Genomic DNA, 14,285 nt, shown 5'->3' on the forward strand with positions numbered 1-14,285 from the left:
TAGAGGGCAGGTGCGGACTGTCCTGAATCAGCGCAGTCCACGGACGTACGCCGACACCTTCCTGAACTCCCGGAGGCGCTGTTCCCACGTGACCCCGACGATGGTGAGCGCGACACCGACCAGACCGATCAGCATCCACTGCGGGATCACCCGGGCGAAGGATGCCCGGCGCAGCACGACGAGCGCGCCGACGAAGGCCCCGGCCAGAGGGGTGCCGCCCAGCCGCGGGCGAGCCCGATCGCGACGAGCACGATGCACGCGAGGCCGAGCACGACCGCGCGCAGGCCGACCGGGTCGACGAGCACCAGCAGCAGGCTCGGCACGAGCGCCAGTCCGAGCCCCGGCGACAGTGTGGCCATGCTGGAGTCGTTGCCACGCAGGAGCGCGATGGTGCCGACCACGAGCAGGACCACGGCGAGCGGCAGTGTGTAGGCCTCGACCGTGTCGACACCCACCTGCTCGAGGCGGACCCACTGGGCAAGCGTCAGCAGGACCGAGGCCCGCCCACGCGAGGGCTCGACGGTCACGGTGCAGCAGCGAAGAGACGGTGCAGATGACCCCGGCGAGAGTGAGGTAGATCGCCAGCCGGGTCTGCTCGAACGTTCCGGTCCCGAGCACCGACCCGGCGCCCGCCGAAGGCCGCGGCACCGGCCGCCACCTCGCGCTCGACCTCGGGCCGGGCGACGATCGCGATGCCGAGCACCACCAGCACGGGCAGGGCCCGCCAGACGGTGTCCAGCTCGGCCGGGTGGCCGATCGTCCAGATCAGGGCTGCGCCGGTCAGGGGTGCGAGGAAGGCACCGGCCACGGCCTGCCTGCCACGTGCTTCGGCGACGATCGCTGCCGCGGTGATCACGGCGAGCACGCCGGCCGTGGCCCAGTCGCTGGCGAGGCCGCCCGGGAGGGCGAGCACGGTCATGACGGCCGCTGACACCCCGAGGTCGACCCGTTGCAGCCTGCTGGCCGCGACGGCGAGCGCGCCCGCCGCGGCGAGCACGGCACCGACGGCGGCGGCCAGCGGGGCGCCGTACAGCGTGGGCAGGAGGAGGAACGAAGTGACGGTGGCAGCCGTGCCGGGCACGATCGTCCAGCGAGCCAGTCGACCGTCGCAGTGCATCAGGGTCGCCACGGTGACGCTGATCCCGATGACTCCGGCGGGCAGCAGCAGCGGCCGGGTCCGGGGGACGTCGGGTGCGTCGACCCGGTCGAGCAGCCCGCGGCTCCACGGCTCGTTGAGCACCGGGTCGCCCACCGCGACGACGGCCAGCCGGACCACGCTCACGCTCAGCCCCAGCGCGGCGATCACCGACGGAGCCGCGCACACCCACTTCCACAGGCCGGGCAGACGCGTCGCGCAGCGCGGCGGCGTACGCCGCAACGACGGCCAGCTCCACGAGCGCGATACGCGTCGGCGACTCGTCGAAGACGGCCACGACCGGGACAAGGGTGCCGAGCAGGACGGCCGTCGACGCAGCTGCGACCCGCACCTCGGCGGGCAGCCGGCGCGGCAGCGCAACGGCCGCGACCGGGACGGCGGCCACGACGAGCGGCCACACCTCGAGATCTCCCCAGAGGCGGGCGAGCGACAGCTCGCCGTCGAGGCGCAGGACGCCGATGAACACCGGGGCCAACCAGGCGACGGCCGCACCGATCAGCGATCCGATGGCGAGGATGCGGAGCTCGAGACGCAGGCCCGCGACGACCCCGATCGTGAACAGCGAGAGTGCGGCGAGCGAGGCAACGGCGTCGCCCGCGTCGAGGGTGCCCGGGATGCCCGGGGCGGCCGCTACCGGGCCCAGCACCGCGATCACTTCCCCGCTGACCGGGACGCCGACGGGTGTCGACGCCGCCCATCGCGCGGACGCCACCCCCGCGACGGCGACGGTCAGGCCGGCCACCACCGGGAAGGGCTCCTCGCCGATCGCGCCGAGCCAGCCCGAGCGCCACGCGCCGTTGACCACGAGGGCGAAGATGCCGAGCGTGACGGCCGCGAGCGACTCGGCGCCCGCTCGCAGGTCGCGGCGGGCCACGACGACGGTCAGCGCACCTGCGACGGCCGTGAAGGCGGCGAGGACCACGGTCCGACCCTCGACGCCCAGCAGCGACCGGGCGACGGCCGGGAAGACGACGGCGGCGACGAGCAGGCAGAGCGCGCCGAGGCCGAGCAGGATCTTCGGCACGGTGGCGGAGCTCATCGCGGGCCGGTGGACGGGGGCAGGCGCCACCGTCGAAGGTGGTTGCTGCGGCGGCACGGTGACCCGAGCGCGGTCGGCTGCGGCGTACATGCCGGCGACGACCTCGTCGACCTGCTCCAGGAGCCCGAACACCCGTCCCGCATCGGGACCGCTGAGAGCGAGCCCGCACAAGCGGCACGACGGGGTGGCGGGGGCGAGGGGGGCCCGACATCCGGGGCAGACCTGCGCGTCGGCATAGGTGAACATGGTTGAGGGTCCCGCATCGCGAGTCGTTCGTGCGTGAGTACATGACCTCAGACGTCATGGTCTTTCCGCGCGCCCGGGCACACGCTGGAGCCATGACCACGACAACGAACACCCCTCCCGTCACCGATGTCATCACCCACCCACGGGTCCGCCCGTTCCTGCTCACCGACGCGACCCTGACCGCCGGCAACGGCCCGGCCTACCTCGTCGCCGCGCCCCGGCTCGCCGATCTCTTCGGCGCCTCGACCGCCCTGCTCGTCGGACTCGGCGTCTTCCCCGGTCGCAGTCGGCGCGGGCGTCGGCTGGCTCGCGACCCGACGACCGGTGCCGCGCGCCCTCGTCCTCGAGCTGGCCGCCTTCAACGGCGTCTGGGTCGCGGCCAGCCTCGCCTACGCCGTCCTCGGCGACCTGACGACGACCGGTCGGGTCTGGGACGTGCTCCGTGGCCGTGCTGGTCGCCGCGTTCCGCGGCCGGCCGGGCGTGGTTCCGCCCGGCGCGGCTGACACCATGGCAACCATGACGACCGAGGCCGATCTGCAGCAGGACCACGTCGGTTCGCTGGTACGCCGATGGCGCGAGCGCCGCAGGCTGTCCCAGCAGGCCCTGAGCGACCGTTGTGGGGTCTCGACACGCCACCTGTCCTACATCGAGACCGGCAAGTCGGTGCCGAGCCCGACCATGATCAGCCAGCTCGGCGACGCGCTCGAGGTGCCGCTACGGGGTGCAGCGACGGATGTTCACCGCGGCGGGCTTCGTCCCGAGCGCCTCCGACCTGCCGCTCGACTCCCCCAAGCTCGCGCAGGTCAATGAGGCCCCGGAGCTCATCCCGGCCGGGCACGAGCCCCTACCCCGCGCTCGTCATCGACGGCGGGTGGGACCCGGTGGCGGCCAACGATGCGGCGTACAGGCTGCTCGCGGACGTCCCGCCCGACCTGCTCGAGCCGCCGGTCAACGTCGTGCGGCTGACGCTCGATCCCCGTGGCCCGGCCCCGCGGATCGACAACCTCGACGAGTGGCGTGCGGGCATCCTGAGCCGGATCCAGCACGAGTTCGACGCGTCCGGAGATGCCCGCCTCGGGGCGCTGCTCGCCGACCATCCGGCGCCGGCGCACCACCTGCCACCGGACATCGTGCTCACGGTGCGGTTCAGGTCGGGCGACGACGTGCTGTCGTTCCTGACCACCACGACCGTCTTCGGCACACCGCGCGACGTGACGGTGGCCGAGCTGGCGATCGAGGCGCTCTACCCCGCCGCCGACGCGGCGACCCGCGATCAGCTGGTGGCGCTGGCGACCGCCGACAACGCGTCGCGGTAGCCCTCGATCCCGCGGCCGGCGATCGTCTCGATCGCGTGCGGCTCGACGACCGACGTGTGCCGGAACTCCTCGGGCCGCTGCTTCGGGTCGGAGATGTGCACCTCGACCAGCGGTGCGGTGAGCTGGGCGCAGGCGTCCCAGAGGGCCAGCGAGTAGTGCGTCCACGCGCCGGCGTTGAGGACCACCGGGGTCGCGGCGTCGGCGGCTGCGTTGAGCCAGTCGAGCAGCTCGCCCTCGTGGTTGGTCTGGCGGACCTCGACGTCGAGGCCGAGGTCGGCACCCCGGGCGATGCACTGGTCGGCGAGCTCGTCGTGGGTCGTGGTGCCGTAGATCTCCGGCTGCCGGCGACCCGGGCGTCCGAGGTTGGGGCCGTTGAGGACGAGGACCTTCATCGGATCGCCCCATTGATCGCTGAGTACGCCGCGCGCAGGTCGTCCTCGGACGGGCCGGCCAGCACCCGTGGCTTGCCGACGTCGTCGAGCACCACGAAGCGCAGCTGGTTGCCGCGGGCCTTCTTGTCGATCTTCATCGCGTCGTGCAGGTCCTCGAAGGACGCGTCGGCGTAGGTGGTGGGGAGCCCGACGCGGCCGAAGGCGGCGCGGTGCCGCTCGACCAGCGCGGGGTCGAGGGTGCCGGCGCGGGCGGCCAGCTCGGCGACGTAGACCGAGCCGATCGCGACCGCCTCGCCGTGCCGGACGGCGTAGCCGCTGGTGCGCTCGATCGCGTGCGCGAGGGTGTGGCCGTAGTTGAGGACCTCCCTGCCAATCGAGGAGCCGGGGTGTCGCTCAGATCCGCCCGTCTCGCGAAGGTCGTCGACCACGACGTCGATCTTGACCCGGATCGCGCGCTCGATGAGCTCGCGGGTGACGGCGGAGTCGGCGGTCAGGGTCGCGGGGTCGTTGGCCTCGATCAGGTCGAGGATCACCGGATCGGCAATGAAGCCGCACTTGACGACCTCCCCCGGGCCGGCGACGAACTCGTCGCGCGGCAGCGTCGACAGCAGCGACAGGTCGCAGAGCACGCCGGCGGGCTCGTGGAAGGAGCCGACGAGGTTCTTGCCGGCGCCGGTGTTGATGCCGGTCTTGCCGCCGACGGCGGCGTCGACCATCGCCAGCACCGTGGTCGGCACGTGCACGACGCGGACCCCGCGCAGCCGGGTCGCGGCGACGAAGCCACCGAGGTCGGTGGTGGCGCCACCGCCGAACGTGACGACGGCGTCGGAGCGGGTGAAGCCGCCCTCGCCCAGCGCCTCCCAGCAGTCCGAGGCGACGGGCGCGGTCTTGGCGCGCTCGCCGTCGGGCAGGCCGAGGGCGAGCACGTCGTAGTGCTGGACCAGCAGGTCGACGAGCGGCTGGACCTGCTCGGCCAGCTCGCCGGCGTACAACACCGCGACCCGCTCGACGCTCTCGCCGAGGATCGCGGGCAGCCGGTCGGCCGGGTCGTGACCGATGACGACGTCGTACGGCGAGGCGCCGCCCACGTGCAGGGTGGTGTCACTCATGCCAACTGCTCCTGGATCTCCGCCGCCACCTCGTCGGGGGTGCGGCCGTCGGTGTCGACCGCGAGCGTGGCCGCGGCTTCGTAGATGGGGGTGCGCTCGTCGAGCAGTGCCTTGATCCGGGACCGGACGTTGCCCAGCAGCATCGGGCGACCGACGCCCGAGCCGACACGCTTGACGGCCTCGGACAGTCCCACGCGCAGGAAGACGACGGTGTGCCCTTGGAGAAGAGCACGCGTGGCCGGATCGAGCACCGCTCCCCACCCAGCGACAGCACGCCGTCGTGGGTGGCCAACGCCTCGGCGACGGCCCGGGCCTCGACCGCGCGGGAAGTGCGCCTCGCCGGAGTCGACGAAGATCTCGGAGATCTCGCGGCCCTCGGTGCGCTCGATGTCGGCATCGGTGTCGCGCGCGGCGACGCCCCCGTGCGTCGGCGAGCAGCTGCGCGACGGTGCTCTTGCCGGCGCCCATGGGGCCGATCAGGACGACCCTCGGTGTCATCGGAAGCGCAGCGTGTCGAGGTAGGACTCGGCGTTGCGGCGCGTCTCGCGCACCGAGTCGCCACCGAACTTCTCGATCACGGCGTCGGCCAGCACCAGCGCGACCATGGCCTCGGCCACGATGCCGGCGGCGGGTACGGCGCAGACGTCCGAGCGCTGGTGGTGCGCGACGGCCTCCTCGCCGGTGGCGACGTCGACCGTGCGCAGGGCGCGCGGCACGGTGGCGATCGGCTTCATGGCGGCGCGGACCCGGAGGATCTCGCCGGTGGTCATACCGCCCTCGGTGCCGCCCGAGCGACCCGACGTACGCCGAAGACCCTCGGAGGTGGGGACGATCTCGTCGTGGGCCAGCGACCCCGGGGTGGCCGCGGTGAGGAAGCCGTCGCCGACCTCGACGCCCTTGATGGCCCGGATGCCCATCAGCGCGCCGGCCGGGCGCGCGTCGAGGCGACGGTCCCAGTGCGTGAAGGAGCCGAGGCCCGGCGGCAGGCCGTGGACGACGACCTCGACGACGCCACCGAGGGTGTCGCCGTCCTTGTGCGCTCGGTCGATGCGCTCGACCATCCCGGCGCTGGTGTCAGGGTCGAGGCAGCGCACGGGGTCGGCGTCGAGGCGCTCGAGATCGGAGGGCTCCGGGACTCGGCCGGCCGGGGCGCGGACGCCGCCGAGCTCGATCACGTGGCTGACGATCTCGGCACCGACGGCCCGGTAGAGGAAGTGGGCGGCGACGCGACCCGGGGCGACGCGGGCCGCGGTCTCGCGGGCGGAGGCGCGCTCCGGGATCGGGCGGGCCTCGTCGAAGTCGTACTTCTGCATGCCGGCCGAGTCGGCGTGACCGGGGCGCGGGCGGGTCAGGGCGGCGTTGCGGGCCAGCACGTCGAGCTCGGCGGGGTCGACGGGGTCGGCCGCCATCACCTTCTCCCACTTGGGCCACTCGGTGTTGCCGACCCGGATCGCGACCGGTCCGCCCATCGTCTCGCCGTGGCGGACGCCGCCGGTGATGGTGACCTCGTCGGCCTCGAACTTCATCCGGGCGCCGCGGCCGTAGCCCAGGCGCCGGCGCGCGAGCGCGTCGTCGATGTCGGCGGTCGTGATCCGGACGTGGGCGGGCAGGCCCTCGAGGATGGCGACCGGGGAGGGGCCATGGGACTCGCCCGCAGTGAGCCAACGCAACATGCGCGCAGTCTTTCACGCGGCTACCTGTGTCACCGCGCCGCTGTCAGGCGGCGAGATCGCCCCACATCCACACGGTGAAGGCCGGCCCGGCGACGATGCCGATGAGCGCCCCGATCAGCATCCACGGCCCGAACGGGTTGTGCCGGCGGTCGATCACCTTGAGGGCCACCAGCACGACACCCCCGAGCCCGCCGAGCAGGAAGGCGGACCGGGCGCCGAGGGCGAGCTCGCCCACGCCGAGGTAGCCGAGGACGATGCCGAGGATGCCGCTGAGCCGCACGTCGCCGTACCCCATCCCGGCGGGGTAGATGAGCCACAGCAGGACGTAGAGGCCCCCATCAGCGCCCAGCCGATGGCCGCGCGGATCAGGAGTGTGGGCTCGCCGCTCGCGAGCGCGGCGATGACGACGAGCGGGACGAGGAGGACGTACGTCGGCGCGATGATGCGCGTCGGCAGGAGGCGCGTGCGCCAGTCGATGAGCGCGAGGGCCGCACCGACAGGAACGAGCGGGACCGGGAAGAGCAACGGCCACTCGACGCCGATCGCACCGCCGATCAACGCCCCGATGACGGCGCAGATCAGCGCGGACTTCCACCACAGTCCGGGTCGGGCGGCGATGACGCTGTAGGGCTCCTTGTCGTCCGCGGGCTCGGCCGGCTCGGGCACCGACGCGATCAGGCGCGGCACGAGGATCGCGAGGCCGCCGCACAGGACGGCGCCGACGGCCACTCCTTCGACGCTCATGACAGGGTCCCGGCGATCAGGGCCCGCTCCCCGGCCGCGCGCATCGCGGCGAGCGGTGCGGCCTCGCCGGTGAAGAGCTCGAACTGGACCGCCGCCCGGTGCAGCAACAGGTCGAATCCGCTGACGAGCACGCGGTCGCCGACCGACGCCGCGAGCGGGGTCGGCCACGGGTGGTAGACGATCTCGAAGAGGGTGGGTACGGCGACGCACGCGCGCACCGGGCGCTCGTCCTGCGCGTCCGCGGGGATGGTGGAGGCGACCGGGTCGACGTCGAAGACCGTCACCTCGTCGAGCCCGCTCACGACCACGTCGGGGCGACCGGGGTGCGCACGCACCGTCTCGCACGTCTCGAGGGCGCGCTCGGGGTTGCGCACGACGATCTCGAGGTGCCGGACGCCGAGGTCGGCCAGCGCGAGGCCGATCGAGGTCGCGGTCGCTCCCCGCCGACGATCACCGCGGAGGCCAGCGGGGCGGACGTGCGCTCCCGGATCGCGGCGATCGCGCCCGGGATGTCGGTGTTGTCGCCCCGTCGCCGTCCGTCCTCGTCGAGGAGGATGGTGTTGGCCGCGCCCGCGAGTCGCGCGCGCTCGGTGAGCTCGTCGACGAGCGCCACCGCCTCGCGCTTGAGCGGCATCGTGAGCGAGAGGCCCCGCCAGTCGCCGTCCGGGCTCGCCAGCCTGTGCATATTTTTCCAAGAAGGCGGGCAGGCCTCCGGAGGCGACCCGGTGTGCGGCGTAGGACCAGTCAAGACCGAGCGCGTCATAGCCCGCGCTGTGCAGGACGGGTGACAGGGAGTGCTCGATCGGGTCGCCGAGCACCCCACAGCGGCGGCCCATCAGCAGGCGTCGGACGTGGTGCAGTATTCGGTGAGCTCGGCCTTGTAGCCCGGAACTCGTCGTAGGTCTCCGCGAACTTGGTCTCGCCGGTCGACAGGTCGACGGTGACGTAGTAGTACCAGTCGCCCTCGGCCGGGTTCGCCGCAGCAGCGATCGCCGCGTCACCGGGCGCCTCGATGGGCGTCGGCGGCAGGCCGGTCCGCGTGTACGTGTTGTACGGCGTGTCCCGGTCCAGCTGCTCGGTCGTGAGCGCGACGCCGAGCTCCCGGTCGAGTCCGTAGTTGACGCTCGCGTCGATCTGGAGGTAGCCATTGGTGCCGGCCTTGTCGCCCGGACCGTCGAGCCGGTTGTAGATGACCCGCGCGATCTTCGCCATGTCGTCGCCGCGGCCCTCGGCCTCGACGAGCGAGGCGATGATCATCATCTCGGCGGGCGTCTTGCCCAGCGCGGCTGCTCTCTCCTCGAGACCCGCCTCGTCGGCGGCCCGGCGCCAACGGGCGACCATCGCGGCGAGGATGTCCTTGGGCTTGTCGTCGGGCCCGATCTCGTAGGTGGCGGGGAAGAGGTAGCCCTCGGGGTTGCCCTCGGCGTAGTCGGGCAGGCCGATCGCCTCGTCATCCGCCAGCGCGGCGTTCCACTTGGCCGGGCCCCACTCGGTCTGCTCGGAGAGCTGCACCATCACGTCCTCGACGCGCAGGCCCTCAGGCACCGTGACGGTGCTCTTGACCCAGTTGGCGGGATCGAGAAGCACCTCGAGCGCGTCCTCGGCCGCCATCTTCTCCTTCATCGAGTAGAAGCCGACCCGGATGCCGGTCGAGTCGGGATCGGCGGCAGCGGCGTCGAGGAAGGCCTGCACGGAGGCGACGACGCCCTCGGCCTTGAGGTTGCGGCCGATCTCGGCCGTCGCGTCGCCCTCGCTGACCTCGAAGGTCACCTCGCCCTCGCCGGGGCCGGGGTAGTCCTCGGCACTGGAGAACTGGTCGCCGACCCATTCGACGCCCAAGGTGGCGACGAAGTAGAAGCCGCCGACGATCACGGCCAGCGCGACCAGCACGGCCGGGCAGCCGGAGAACCCGCGCTTCTTCTTCGCGCGCCGGGCTCCGCCCTCGTAGTAGCTGTCGTCCTCGATGGGGGTCTCGTCACTCACTGCCGACCTCGACGATCTCTCCGGGCGCGTTGCCGCTCGCGCGTTCTGTGTCCAATGCGTTCTGCAGGATGAGTACGGCGGCGGCCATGTCGACCACGGACCTCCGATCCTGTCCCTTGCGACCGCGTGCGCGCAGCATCGACTCCGCCGACACCGTGGTCAGGCGTTCATCACACAGCCTGACGGGCACGGGATCAATCTGCCGCGCCAGCGAGTGCGAACTCGCGCACCTTGAGCGCCGACGGTCCCTCGCCACCGGACAGCGACCGGGGCAGCCCCACGACCACCTCGACCGCCTCTGTCTCCTCGACCAGTCGGCGTACGCGGGACAGGTCACCCCGGCCCCGGCGCACGGTCTCGACCGGCGTCGCCGAGGAAGCCCGTCGGGTCGCTGCGGGCGACGCCGATGCGGGCGTCTCCCGGGTCCGGGCCGAGGCGGGTGCCGTGTCGCATCAGGCGCCGGTCACCCGGGCGATCTCGGTGCTGACCGGGTCCAGCGCCTCGTCGAGGCGGCTGGAGTCGCTGCCGCCGCCCTGCGCGACGTCGGCCTTGCCGCCGCCCTTGCCACCGATCAGGGAGCCGACCGCACGGACGAGGTCGTTGGCGCTGACGCCGCGCTGCTGCGCCGCGTCGTTGACGGCCGCGACGACGGCGATCTTGCCGTCCTGCACGCCCGCGATCACCACGGCACCGGCCCGGTCGAGCTTGCTGCGCACGTCGAGGGCCGGGGTGCGGACGTCACCGCCGCCGGCTCCGTCGACGCGGTGGGCCACGACGGCGACACCGTTGACGTCGGCGGCCCGGGCCGCGAGGGCGCCGCCACCGGCGAGCAGCTGCGTCACGCGCGCCTTCTCGACCTCCTTCTCGACCGACTTGAGCCGGTCGACGAGGTCGCTCACGCGGCCGACGAGGTCGTCGGGCTGGGTCTTGAGCAGGGTGGTCAGCTGGCCGACGACGTCGCGCTCGCGGGCGAGGTAGTCGAAGCCCTCGACGCCGGTGAACGCCTCGATCCGGCGGCTGCCGGACCCGACGCTCGCCTCGCCGGTCACCACGATGGTGCCGATCTGCGACGAGTGCTCGACGTGCGTGCCGCCGCAGAGCTCGCGCGACCGGGGGCCGCCGATCTCGATCGTGCGCACCTTCGTGTTGTCGTAGGTCTCGCCGAAGAGGGCGATCGCGCCCCAGTCACGAGCCTGTTCGAGCGTCATGTACTCCGCCGCCACGGCCGGGTCGGCACGCAGCGCCTGCTGCGAGACGTGCTCGATCTCGCGCACCTGCTCGGGGCTGAGCGCCCGGGTCCAGCCGAAGTCGAGGCGGAGGTAGCCGGGACGGTTGAACGAGCCGGACTGCAGCGCGCTCGGGCCGAGCACTGGCGCAGCGCGGCGTGCACGACGTGGGTGCCGGAGTGGGCCCGGCGGGCGCCGATGCGCCAGCCGGGGTCGACCTTGGCGAGGAGGTTCTGCGCGTCGACGGTCAGCTCGCCCTCGGTGACGCGCACCCGGTGCACGACGAGCCCCTTGATCGGGCGCTGGACGTCGAGCACCTCGAGGCCGGCCGCCGTCGAAGTCGATGACGCCCGCGTCCGCGGCCCGGCCGCCGGACTCGGCATAGAACGGGGTGCGATCGAGGACGAGCTCACCGATCTCGCCCTCGCCGAGGGTCTTCGCCACGCCGCCGGCCGACAGCAGCGCCAGCGGCCGGGACTCGGTCTCGAGGGTCTCGTAGGCCAGCCACTCGGTCGGGCCATGGGCGTCGAGGATGCCGCGGTAGACGGTGGTGTCGGCGTGCTGGCCCTTCTTCGACCCGGGCGTCGGCCTTGGCGCGGTCGCGCTGCTCGGCCATCAGGGCCCGGAAGCCGGGCTCGTCGACGACGAGGCCCTGCTCGGCCGCCATCTCCGGGGTCAGGTCGATCGGGAAGCCGTAGGTGTCGTGCAGCGCGAAGGCCTGCTCTCCGGCCGGGGTCGTCGCCCCGGCCGCCTTCGTGTCGCTCGCCGCCGGGTCGAAGATCTGGGTGCCGGCCTGCAGTGTCTTGCGGAAGGCGTCTTCCTCTGCGAAGGCCACCGCGGAGATGCGCGGCCAATCGGCGATGAGGTTGTCGTAGGTCTCCCCCATCTTGTCGCGGGAGATCGGCATCAGCTCGGGCAGCGCGCGGTCCTCGTAGCCGAGGAGCCGCATGGAGCGCACGGCGCGGCGAAGGAGTCGCCTCAGGACGTAGCCGCGGCCCTCGTTGCCGGGCGTGACGCCGTCGCCGATCAGCATCATCGAGCTGCGGACGTGGTCGGCCACGACCCGGAAGCGGACGTCGTCCTCGTGGTTGGCGCCGTACGTGCGGCCGCTCAGCTCCATGGCGCGCTCGATGACGGGGAACATCACGTCGATCTCGTACATGTTCTCGACGCCCCGGGTCATGAAGGCGACGCGTTCCGAGCCCCATGCCGGTGTCGATGTTCTTCTTCGGCAGCGAGCCGGCGATGTCGAAGTCCTCCTTGGACCGCACCGCGGAGAGCTCGTCCTGCATGAAGACGAGGTTCCAGAACTCGAGGTAGCGGTCCTCGGCGGAGAAGTCACCGTCGGCGCCGTACGCACGACCGCGGTCGATCAGGATCTCCGAGCAGGGACCACCGGGGCCGGGAACGCCCATCGACCAGTAGTTCTCGGACTTGCCGAGCCGCGCGATCCGCTCGTCGGGCAGGCCGGTGATCTTCTTCCAGAGCTCGACGGCCTCGTGGTCGTCGACGAAGACGCTCGGGTAGAGCAGGGCCTCGTCGAAGCCCCAGCCGCCGTCGGCCCGGGACTTGGTGACGAGGTCCCGTGCGAGGCGGATGGCCTCTTCCTTGAAGTAGTCGCCGAAGGAGAAGTTGCCGCACATCTCGAAGAAGGTGCCGTGGCGCGTGGTCTTGCCGACGTCCTCGATGTCGGGCGTGCGCACGCACTTCTGGACGCTGACGGCGCGGGTGTACGGCGGCGTCTCCCGCCGAGGAAGTAGGGCTTGAAGGGCACCATGCCGGCGGGCACGAAGAGCAGGTTGGGGTCGTTGGCCAGCACGCTCGCCGAGGGAACGTGCGTGTGACCGGCGGCTTCGAAGTGCGCTACGAAGCGGCGGCGGATCTCACTGGTGTCCATCGGTTCCCTCTGTCTGTCGTGCTGTCTGTCGTGTGGTCAGCTCCGGGACTCCATGGGGCACCAGCCCCATCCGCTCCCGCAACTCGGTTTCCTTCTCGGCCCGGCCGGCCGCCACCTCGTCGCGGAACAGTCTCACGCCGACGCCGAGACCGTTCACGCGATCCCGCAGACCGTCGGCCGTCAGGGACTCGGCCGCCCTCCGGGCGCGGGACATCACGTAGACACCCGCCCCCGCTCCGGCCACGAACCAAAGCGATCTGGCCATCAGGCGGCGTCCTCCCTGATCTGTCGCATCGCTGCCTTGAGGTGTGCTCGTCGCTGCTTGCGTGAGCGCTTGACCTCGCGCTTCATCTCGAACCGGATCCGGTTGCGGTTCTCGGCCGACAGGGCCCGGCGCAGCCCGTGCGCCAGCCCGGCGGCCTTGACCACGCTCTCGCGGGCCACGATGTCGGCGAAGAGCCTGCCGTCGATGCGTGCGGGGACGGCCTGCACGGTCTCCGCTTCGACATCGGCTTCAGCGTCGTGCAGCCCTGTGATGACGTACGTCGCACTCTCGACCCGCTCCATCGTGGCGGTCGCTTCCGTGCCGGCCTCGCGCGTCGCCGTACGGGCCTCGAGGTCGGCCGGGCGTGCGGCCAGTCGTCGGCTGTTGCGCCAGAGCAGGGCGCAGGCGAGCAGCAGGACCAGCGCCACTGCGCCTCCCGCGGCCGCCATCAGCCAGACCTGCTCACCGTTCACCTGCGAAACCCTATAACCCGGTTGATGTGGCTCACATCCGGCTGACCAGCAGGTAGCGCTCGTCCTCGATGTCCTTGCCCCAGTAGACGGACTCGGACAGGTGCCCGGTGGTGGCATCGCTGCGAACCGTGCGCACGATCGCCTCGGCCTCGACGGCCGTCAACCCGGCGCCCGTCATCCAGCTGCCCTCGACCGGGACGAGCCGTCCCGTCTCCTTGAGGAGGTCGACCCAGTGCTCCATCGCGGCCGCGGGATCGGGCATCGCCCAGAGGACGTGCCGGCTGAGCACCACGTCGTAGGCACCTGCCTCGAACGGCGGGGTGGACGCGTCGGCGACGACGAACTCGGCCTCCGGCACCTTGGTCCGGGCGCGGCTGATCATCTCCGGGGAGAAGTCGAGACCGTCGACGGTGTAGCCCTCGTCGACCAGCAGCCTCGTCAGGGTCCCGGTGCCACAGCCGAGATCGGCGATGCGCGCGGGCGCCGATGGGAGTACGCCGAGCAGCAGCTCGCGCCACGCCGCGCGGGTGTCGGCGTCCGCGAGCCCGTGGTCGGGCTCGTCGTCGAAGGTCTCCGCCTCGAGGTCCCAGAGCTCGTGAGTCACCCGGACACCCTACGAACCGATAGCCGACTGGCCTCCAGGGCACACCGATGGCCCCGCTGCCTCACCCTAGATCTTGATTGGGTGAAGTGGCGGGGTCCGGGGGCGCGGTCAATGTCGCTGGTCGGCCTCTGCACCGATCTCGACCCGGGTGGTACCGGTCC

General features: G+C 72.2%; 19 protein-coding genes and 3 pseudogenes. 3 read left to right on the plus strand and 19 right to left on the minus strand.

Going from position 1 to position 14,285, the window contains the following annotated elements; all coding sequences use genetic code 11:
• Positions 1–27: 27 nt before the first annotated feature.
• Together LP418_RS27865 and LP418_RS27870 are read right to left on the minus strand one after the other, a co-directional pair.
• Positions 28–177: a hypothetical protein gene (locus LP418_RS27865; RefSeq protein WP_257954495.1), complete on the minus strand. Its 150-nt coding sequence runs from the start codon at positions 175–177 to the stop codon at positions 28–30.
• Entirely contained in the window at positions 147–2,327 is a 2,181-nt protein-coding gene (locus LP418_RS27870) for an SCO7613 C-terminal domain-containing membrane protein (protein WP_257954496.1), read from the minus strand. Before LP418_RS27870 ends, LP418_RS27865 begins: the two co-directional genes overlap by 31 nt.
• Positions 2,328–2,533: 206 nt before the next feature.
• On the opposite strand from LP418_RS27870, the gene LP418_RS27875 reads away from it, so the two are divergent.
• The 3 genes from LP418_RS27875 to LP418_RS27885 are packed head-to-tail and all read left to right on the plus strand — an operon-like array spanning position 2,534 to position 3,758.
• Positions 2,534–2,962, plus strand: a complete 429-nt coding sequence (locus LP418_RS27875; RefSeq protein WP_257954497.1) for a hypothetical protein — start codon at positions 2,534–2,536, stop codon at positions 2,960–2,962.
• The gene (locus LP418_RS27880) at positions 2,950–3,252 is read left to right on the plus strand and encodes a helix-turn-helix domain-containing protein (protein WP_257954498.1); all 303 of its coding nucleotides are present in this window, start codon (positions 2,950–2,952) and stop codon (positions 3,250–3,252) included. Before LP418_RS27875 ends, LP418_RS27880 begins: the two co-directional genes overlap by 13 nt.
• A complete protein-coding gene (locus LP418_RS27885; protein ID WP_257954499.1) occupies positions 3,249–3,758 on the plus strand; it encodes an MmyB family transcriptional regulator in 510 nt (169 codons plus the stop codon). Before LP418_RS27880 ends, LP418_RS27885 begins: the two co-directional genes overlap by 4 nt.
• Here LP418_RS27885 and LP418_RS27890 read toward each other — a convergent pair.
• The 17 genes and pseudogenes from LP418_RS27890 to LP418_RS27960 form a co-directional block, all read right to left on the minus strand.
• Positions 3,716–4,150 (minus strand): type II 3-dehydroquinate dehydratase, encoded by a 435-nt coding sequence (locus LP418_RS27890; RefSeq protein WP_257954500.1) that lies wholly within the window; start codon positions 4,148–4,150, stop codon positions 3,716–3,718. The two genes, LP418_RS27885 and LP418_RS27890, sit on opposite strands and share 43 nt — an antisense overlap.
• Positions 4,147–5,259, minus strand: coding sequence for a 3-dehydroquinate synthase (gene aroB, locus LP418_RS27895; protein ID WP_257954501.1), 1,113 nt, complete (start codon positions 5,257–5,259; stop codon positions 4,147–4,149). The genes LP418_RS27890 and aroB overlap by 4 nt, the downstream gene beginning before the upstream one ends.
• Complete coding sequence (locus LP418_RS27900; RefSeq protein ID WP_336276150.1) at positions 5,256–5,648, minus strand: shikimate kinase; 393 nt, start codon at positions 5,646–5,648, stop codon at positions 5,256–5,258. The genes aroB and LP418_RS27900 overlap by 4 nt, the downstream gene beginning before the upstream one ends.
• A gap of 105 nt (positions 5,649–5,753) precedes the next feature.
• On the minus strand, positions 5,754–6,932 hold the full coding sequence (aroC, locus tag LP418_RS27905; RefSeq protein ID WP_257954502.1) for a chorismate synthase: 1,179 nt from the start codon (positions 6,930–6,932) through the stop codon (positions 5,754–5,756).
• Positions 6,933–6,975: 43 nt separating this feature from the next.
• Entirely contained in the window at positions 6,976–7,107 is a 132-nt protein-coding gene (locus LP418_RS27910; RefSeq protein ID WP_257954503.1) for a hypothetical protein, read from the minus strand.
• Positions 7,086–7,676 carry a hypothetical protein gene (locus tag LP418_RS27915; RefSeq protein ID WP_257957291.1) on the minus strand — a complete coding sequence of 197 codons (591 nt, stop codon included), beginning with the start codon at positions 7,674–7,676 and terminating at the stop codon, positions 7,086–7,088. Before LP418_RS27915 ends, LP418_RS27910 begins: the two co-directional genes overlap by 22 nt.
• Complete coding sequence (locus LP418_RS27920; protein ID WP_257957292.1) at positions 7,673–8,011, minus strand: hypothetical protein; 339 nt, start codon at positions 8,009–8,011, stop codon at positions 7,673–7,675. Before LP418_RS27920 ends, LP418_RS27915 begins: the two co-directional genes overlap by 4 nt.
• Positions 7,975–8,310 carry a hypothetical protein gene (locus LP418_RS27925; RefSeq protein ID WP_257954504.1) on the minus strand — a complete coding sequence of 112 codons (336 nt, stop codon included), beginning with the start codon at positions 8,308–8,310 and terminating at the stop codon, positions 7,975–7,977. The genes LP418_RS27920 and LP418_RS27925 overlap by 37 nt, the downstream gene beginning before the upstream one ends.
• 76 nt (positions 8,311–8,386) lie before the next feature.
• Positions 8,387–8,479: pseudogene (locus LP418_RS27930) on the minus strand (shikimate dehydrogenase); the annotation flags it as partial.
• Positions 8,436–9,659 carry an endolytic transglycosylase MltG gene (mltG, locus tag LP418_RS27935; protein WP_257954505.1) on the minus strand — a complete coding sequence of 408 codons (1,224 nt, stop codon included), beginning with the start codon at positions 9,657–9,659 and terminating at the stop codon, positions 8,436–8,438. The gene mltG and the pseudogene LP418_RS27930, both read right to left, overlap by 44 nt.
• A pseudogene (gene ruvX, locus LP418_RS27940) lies at positions 9,652–10,012 on the minus strand (Holliday junction resolvase RuvX). Before ruvX ends, mltG begins: the two are co-directional and overlap by 8 nt.
• Positions 10,013–10,111: 99 nt before the next feature.
• Complete coding sequence (locus LP418_RS34890; RefSeq protein ID WP_442940339.1) at positions 10,112–11,389, minus strand: DHHA1 domain-containing protein; 1,278 nt, start codon at positions 11,387–11,389, stop codon at positions 10,112–10,114.
• Positions 11,295–12,068, minus strand: coding sequence for an alanine--tRNA ligase-related protein (locus LP418_RS34895; protein ID WP_442940050.1), 774 nt, complete (start codon positions 12,066–12,068; stop codon positions 11,295–11,297). Before LP418_RS34895 ends, LP418_RS34890 begins: the two co-directional genes overlap by 95 nt.
• Positions 12,069–12,144: 76 nt before the next feature.
• A pseudogene (locus LP418_RS34900) lies at positions 12,145–12,782 on the minus strand (alanine--tRNA ligase-related protein); the annotation flags it as partial.
• Entirely contained in the window at positions 12,769–13,047 is a 279-nt protein-coding gene (locus LP418_RS27950) for a DUF6167 family protein (RefSeq protein WP_257954506.1), read from the minus strand. The gene LP418_RS27950 and the pseudogene LP418_RS34900, both read right to left, overlap by 14 nt.
• On the minus strand, positions 13,047–13,520 hold the full coding sequence (locus tag LP418_RS27955) for a hypothetical protein (RefSeq protein ID WP_257954507.1): 474 nt from the start codon (positions 13,518–13,520) through the stop codon (positions 13,047–13,049). Before LP418_RS27955 ends, LP418_RS27950 begins: the two co-directional genes overlap by 1 nt.
• A 31-nt stretch (positions 13,521–13,551) precedes the next feature.
• Positions 13,552–14,124 (minus strand): class I SAM-dependent methyltransferase, encoded by a 573-nt coding sequence (locus LP418_RS27960; RefSeq protein ID WP_257954508.1) that lies wholly within the window; start codon positions 14,122–14,124, stop codon positions 13,552–13,554.
• Between the last annotated feature and the right edge of the window lie 161 nt (positions 14,125–14,285).

Source organism: Nocardioides sp. B-3, assembly GCF_024703895.1.
Taxonomy (GTDB): Bacteria; Actinomycetota; Actinomycetes; order Propionibacteriales; family Nocardioidaceae; genus Nocardioides.

Bases quoted from the DNA above. Each gene is read 5' to 3' on its own strand.
- LP418_RS27875 (WP_257954497.1), top strand. From the start codon at position 2,534: ATGACCACGACAACGAACACCCCTCCCGTCACCGATGTCATCACCCAC.
- LP418_RS27880 (WP_257954498.1), top strand. From the start codon at position 2,950: ATGGCAACCATGACGACCGAGGCCGATCTGCAGCAGGACCACGTCGGT.
- LP418_RS27885 (WP_257954499.1), top strand. From the start codon at position 3,249: ATGAGGCCCCGGAGCTCATCCCGGCCGGGCACGAGCCCCTACCCCGCG.
- LP418_RS27890 (WP_257954500.1), bottom strand. From the start codon at position 4,150: ATGAAGGTCCTCGTCCTCAACGGCCCCAACCTCGGACGCCCGGGTCGC.
- aroB (WP_257954501.1), bottom strand. From the start codon at position 5,259: ATGAGTGACACCACCCTGCACGTGGGCGGCGCCTCGCCGTACGACGTC.
- aroC (WP_257954502.1), bottom strand. From the start codon at position 6,932: ATGTTGCGTTGGCTCACTGCGGGCGAGTCCCATGGCCCCTCCCCGGTC.
- LP418_RS27915 (WP_257957291.1), bottom strand. From the start codon at position 7,676: ATGAGCGTCGAAGGAGTGGCCGTCGGCGCCGTCCTGTGCGGCGGCCTC.
- LP418_RS27925 (WP_257954504.1), bottom strand. From the start codon at position 8,310: ATGCCGCTCAAGCGCGAGGCGGTGGCGCTCGTCGACGAGCTCACCGAG.
- LP418_RS34895 (WP_442940050.1), bottom strand. From the start codon at position 12,068: ATGACCCGGGGCGTCGAGAACATGTACGAGATCGACGTGATGTTCCCC.
- LP418_RS27950 (WP_257954506.1), bottom strand. From the start codon at position 13,047: ATGGCCAGATCGCTTTGGTTCGTGGCCGGAGCGGGGGCGGGTGTCTAC.